Origin of the sequence: Oribacterium sp. HCP3S3_B9 (genome assembly GCF_052064255.1) — a bacterium.
Lineage (GTDB): Bacteria > Bacillota > Clostridia > Lachnospirales > Lachnospiraceae > Oribacterium.
On the sequence record NZ_JBQHVY010000038.1, the window covers coordinates 1 to 4,365 of the forward strand.

4 protein-coding genes are annotated in these 4,365 nt (G+C 63.5%); all 4 read left to right on the forward strand.

The genetic code is table 11. The annotated features are described in order from the left end of the window. Nucleotides 1–183: 183 nt before the first annotated feature. The 4 genes from ACTNC3_RS11170 to ACTNC3_RS11185 are packed head-to-tail and all read left to right on the forward strand — an operon-like array spanning nt 184 to nt 4,180. Nucleotides 184–1,539: a phage portal protein gene (locus tag ACTNC3_RS11170; protein WP_441042200.1), complete on the forward strand. Its 1,356-nt coding sequence runs from the start codon at nt 184–186 to the stop codon at nt 1,537–1,539. Continuing rightward, nucleotides 1,526–2,650: a hypothetical protein gene (locus ACTNC3_RS11175; RefSeq protein WP_441042202.1), complete on the forward strand. Its 1,125-nt coding sequence runs from the start codon at nt 1,526–1,528 to the stop codon at nt 2,648–2,650. Before ACTNC3_RS11170 ends, ACTNC3_RS11175 begins: the two co-directional genes overlap by 14 nt. A gap of 44 nt (nt 2,651–2,694) precedes the next feature. Then, nucleotides 2,695–3,231: a hypothetical protein gene (locus ACTNC3_RS11180; RefSeq protein ID WP_441042204.1), complete on the forward strand. Its 537-nt coding sequence runs from the start codon at nt 2,695–2,697 to the stop codon at nt 3,229–3,231. A 49-nt stretch (nt 3,232–3,280) separates the two neighbouring features. Next, nucleotides 3,281–4,180: a major capsid protein gene (locus ACTNC3_RS11185; protein WP_441042207.1), complete on the forward strand. Its 900-nt coding sequence runs from the start codon at nt 3,281–3,283 to the stop codon at nt 4,178–4,180. Nucleotides 4,181–4,365 lie beyond the last annotated feature (185 nt).

Consider the following 4,365-nt stretch of genomic DNA (forward strand, 5'->3'; position numbering starts at 1 on the left):
GGATGGTCGCGAAACCGGGCGACAAGTTCATTCTCGGCAAACCGGCTGAGCATTTGAAGATCGATGTGGTGATGGCTGACGTGCTGGCGCACGAGGCTGCCGCGGATATGGCGGCGGCCGGTTGGTCGACCGAAGCCAAGGAAACGATTTTCTTCCTATGAGTCGCGAAAGGGGTGGCTGCGTGTGCTGAGTGTTGACGAGCTGCAAACTCTTGACCGGCTGTACCTCGACCTACGTTCCCATCGTGATTCTGACGACATGCTGCTGTCCTACTACGACACGGAGCATGCCTTCACGCATATCGGGTTGGCGTTGCCGCCTGAGTATCGCCGCGAGTATGACGTGATCACGTCGGGGGCGGCTGTGGTGGTGGACTCTGTGGTTGATCGCCAGCAGATGCGCGCCCTCGTGCTCCCCGGCGAAGAGAAGGCCGATGACCGGTTGCGCGCTATCTGGGATGCGTCGAACGGCGACGTGCAGCTCGCGATGTTCAATCGGGATCGCAGACTGTTTGGTCGGGCGTTCCTGACGGTGGGCGGCAATAACAAGAATCCGGATCTGCCGTTGATCCGTGCCGAATCTCCGCGTGAGATGGCTGGCCTTGTTGATGAGCGTCACGAGATGGTGACGGCGGCTGCACGGTTCTACGGCGTGGATGCCGTGACTCGACGCACCCCTTGTTTCGCGACGCTGTATCTGCCTGATGAAACGGTGTGGGTTGAGTGGTCGCCGCGTACCGGCAAGTGGGTCGAGGTCGACCGCGACCAGCACCGGATGGGTGTCGTCCCAGTGTTCATGCACCTCAACAAGAGGGTTTCAGGGTCATGGGTTGGGAGGACGGCGCTGACCAGGGGCCTGCGGTCGATCATCGACAGCTCGTGCCGGAATCTGACGAACCTGCAGTTCGCGGTCGAGTCGCATGGCATCCCCCGCATCTTCATGACTGGGGTCGTGAAGGGCGATTTTGTTGACCCGAAGACTGGTGAGCCGTTGCCGGTATGGGCCGCCTACTACAACGCGATTCACACAATCACAAACCCGCAGGCGAAGGTCGGACAACTCACCGCCTCCGATTTGAAGAACTTCCGCGCCGCCCAGGAGGCGTATGCGATCGAGATGTCGGCGGCGACGGGCTTCCCGATCTCGTATTTCGGGCTCTCGACAGCGAATCCTCCGGCTGAGGGCGCGATCGTGGGCGAAGAGAAACGGCTTGTGCGTACCTGTGAGGCGGAGAACTCCGAGGTGGGTATGACTGTCGGATGGGCCGCTGCGCTCGCCTATCAGATCGCGACTAAGACGCAACTCCCCGGCAACAGGGTGCGGGTGGATTGGCACAATCCGGCGACCCCGACGGTGGCGCAGCGCATGGACGCGGTCGTGAAGGCCAAGCAGTCCGGCATCGTGTCCCGAGAAGGCGCTTGGGATGAGTTGGGGTGGTCGCCCGCCCGAAAGCGTCGCGAAGAGGGATATTTCCGTAACGAGGCGAACCTCGACCCTGAAATGCAGCTCGCATCGGAGCTGATACGTGGGACCGGCTGACAGTTTCCATCTGGCGCAGATCGCGACCGGGCGCGGCGTCGAGGTGCTGGTGTCGCGGATTTGGCGTAACGGCATGCGGCGTCCTGAGGATTGGCCGGATGTGTCGCGGCGACTGTCAGTGACGGTTGCTGCCGGTCAGGTGAGGGCTGCTGAGCGTGCTGGCCAGTTCGCGGCTGACGCTCTGGGCGTGGACTCGCTGATCAACCCGCGCAGCTTCGCCGGTCTCGCCTCCGATGGCCGCTCGCTGGATGGGCTGCTGTACTCGGGTGTGGTGCGTGCGCGTTCGGCATCGGGGCCGATGGCTGAGCGTATGGCGGCTGGTGGTCAGTGGATGGCGGGCCTCGCGAAGACCATGGTGGCTGACGCTGGTCGGGCTGCGACGCAGGCGACGATTGCGGCAACGCCGCGAGCTGGGTGGGTGCGTCTGGTGCGGCCCCCGTGTTGCCAGAGGTGTGCAGTGCTGGCTGGGAAGTGGTTCCGATGGAATGAGGGTTTCCGGCGGCATCCACTGTGCGACTGTGTGCATCGTCCGGCGCTGAGTGCGCCGCCGCCCGATTATTCGTCATCGATCGCACCTAGCCAGATTCACGACCTGACTGAGGCGCAGCGCAGGGCGATAGATGAGGGTGCGGACGTCAATCAGGTGATCAACGCTTATCGCAGAAGCTCGAAGAGTCGCGAATCATACCTGCTGACTACTGAGGGGATGTCGAAGCACGGAACCGCGAGGAACGCCTTGGGTAGATCGGGGAAGAGGCTTACCCCAGACGGCATTTTCCGCATCGCGGAATCGCGGGAGGAGGCGGTGCGCCTCCTGGTGGAGCACGGATACATCCTCCCCAATGTGCCGCTCGGGAGAGGCGGCGCTGCCGGGTACGGACAATTCGGTCGCGGCGGCAAGAGGGTCGCAGCACGGAATGCGGTCGAGCAGGCAAATGCGGCCGGAGTCAGGGCTGGCGACAGGTACACGATGACTGCGGCGGAGCGTCGCATGCACGACGCCAAGGTGAGGCTGAATGCGGCTCGCAAGAGCGGCGATTCCTCCGAGATCGCCGCCGCGGAGAAGGCATATCAGCGTTGGTTTGCGACAAGCGGCCAGATTTACACATGACCACCCGGGGCGAGATGCGCCGGACAAAACATGAGGGAGACGAGATGTCCAACCCCGCAAGCAATGCCGTGCCTGATGAGCAGGTCGAAGCGACCAACCAGCCGCACCCCCCAGACTCTGGCGGCGATTTCAAAAACGACGACTCGAAAAACGCTGTGCTCGCCGATCTGGCCAAGGAGCGCGACAAGCGCAAGGCGCTGGAGGATCGTTTCAACAAGCTGGCGGCCGCGCTCGGAGTCGACCAGAAGGCCAGCAAGGATGCCGACCTGTCGGAGAAGGTGGCCGACTTGACGACCCGCCTCGACGTGTCGGAGTTGGCGCGTCGTCACGGCATCACTGATGAGGACGATTGTGCTGCGCTGGCGGCCGTCACTGATTCGCAGGCCCGAGCCAAGCTCGCTGCCCGCCTCGCACCCCAGAAGGGTGCCGAGAAGGGTGAAGAGCCTGACGACGCCACCGTTTTCCCGCGCCCCAAACCGGATGCCTCGCAAGGCTCCAAGGGTGCGCCCCCCAAACCTGAGCCGCTGCCGGGCCGCGACCGTCTGGTTGCTGGCATCGAAGCGGCGCTGGGGAAGAAATAAGCCGTCTCGCCACCCCCGGCGAGCGAAACCAGAAAAGGAGTGAACAGCTATGGCTGTTACTTTCGCACAGGCCGCCACGTTGGTGGCCGACCCCGTTCGCCGGGGTGCCATCGAAACCGCGTCGCAAGTGTCGTGGGTGTGGGACAGGATGCCGTTCGAGGACATCGAGGGCAACGCCTACGCATACGACAAGGACAAGGTGCTTCCCGGCACCGCGTTCCGCACCGTCAATGAGGCGTACGTCGAGTCGACCGGTGTCATCAATCAGGCCACTGAGAATCTGGTGATTCTGGGTGGCGACGCCGATGTTGACCGCTACATCGAGCGCACTATGCGTTCGGCTCGCGGCGTGCTGTTGGCTGACCAGATCAGGATGAAGCTGGAGTCGGCGCAGGCCACCTACGTGGACGCCATGTTCAACGGCGACACTGCGGTTGATCCGAAGTCGTTCGATGGTCTCAAGAAGCGGCTCGTCGGGTCGCAGGTCATCGACTCAACTACGGCCCTCACTAGCGACGCCGCTCTGGACGACCTCGACAGCCTGTTCGCGGCTGTCGACGGCGGCCCCGATGTGGTGTACACGTCGAGTGATCTGCTCGGCAAGTACAAGTCGCTTGCGCGCAAGCTCGGCGGCTCCGAGTACGTCGTCTCGGAGATGACCGGCAAGCGTGAATGGACCTGGAACGGCGTGCCGTTCATCGACCCCGGCAACCACTGGTCGGGGCGCAAGATTCTGCCTGTCGGCGGCGGCGACCTGTACGCGATCAAGTTCGCCTGGAACACCGGCTCGGTTGGTGTGATGGGCATCCAGAACGGCCCGCTCGACTGCTACACGGTCGGCGAGTTGCAAGAGAAGCCTGCCTACCGTGCACGCATCGACTACTACCCCGGCCTTGTCGTGCAGGGTGGCCGCGCCGCGGCTCGCCTGCGTGGCGTCCAGAAGGCCTGAGAGGAACTGGATCATGGCTACTCGACCCAAAACAACCCGCATCGCGGATGACCAGACGCAAAACAAGCCGCAGACCACCGCAGCAGGCGACGCGCCCGCCGACACGTTCGACCCGGCGGAGCGTGCCAGCTCAGCGCCGGCCGACAAGGCCGCTGCTGCGGCTGCTGGTCACATGACGGTGAATG